The 847-nt window shown below is 69.7% G+C and carries 1 protein-coding gene; it reads left to right on the top strand.

All coding sequences use genetic code 11. The annotated features are described in order from the left end of the window. Positions 1 to 847 (top strand): ketoacyl-synthetase C-terminal extension domain-containing protein (locus NE2_RS34230; RefSeq protein ID WP_167356826.1); only part of this gene is annotated, 847 nt, incomplete at both ends.

Raw genomic sequence — 847 nt, 5'->3', positions numbered from 1 at the left:
CGGGTGATCCGGCAGGCGTTGGCCAATGCCGGTCTCTCGCCCGCGGATGTGGATGCGGTCGAGGCGCACGGCACCGGTACGACGCTGGGCGATCCTATCGAGGCTCAGGCGTTGCTTGCCACGTATGGGCAGGATCGTGCCCCGGATCGTCCGTTGTGGCTGGGGTCGTTGAAGTCGAATATCGGCCACGCCCAAGCCGCTGCGGGTGTGGGTGGTGTGATCAAGATGGTCATGGCCATGCGTCACGGCGTGTTGCCGAAGACCCTGCATGTCGACCGGCCGAGCACCAAAGTCGAATGGTCGCAGGGCAATATCCGGCTGCTGACCGAGCCGGTCGAGTGGCCCGAGGCGGCTGGCCCGCGCCGCGCCGGTATCTCGTCCTTCGGACTCAGCGGCACCAACGCCCACCTCATCGTCGAGCAGGCGCCGGCCGACCCGGCCCCCGTCCCGGAGACCAGGACCGCCCCGGCCGGTGGTGTGCTGCCGTGGGTGATCTCGGCCCGCACCGGTGCGGCCCTGGCCGAACAGGCCCGGCGCCTGACCGCGCGAATCGGCGACCAGCACCCGGTCGACATCGGCTACTCGCTCGCGACCTCACGAGTGGTGTTCGATCACCGCGCTGTGGTGCTGGCCTCCGAGCGCGAGGGCCTGCGAACGGGTACTCAGGCTCTCGGGCGCGGAGAAGGGCTCTCCGGTGTGGTGTCGGGCCGGGTGGTGCCGGGTTCGACGGGTCTGGTGTTTTCCGGACAGGGGGCGCAGTGGGCCGGTATGGCTGGCGAGCTGTACGGTGCCTACCCAGTGTTCGCCGGGCATTTCGACGCGGTCGTCGCGCGGCTGGAACCTGCAC

The organism is Nocardia elegans NBRC 108235 (assembly GCF_001612845.1).
Lineage (GTDB): Bacteria > Actinomycetota > Actinomycetes > Mycobacteriales > Mycobacteriaceae > Nocardia > Nocardia nova.
Note: the sequence above shows the minus strand (reverse complement) of the source record. Positions and strands in the feature narration are given on the sequence as shown.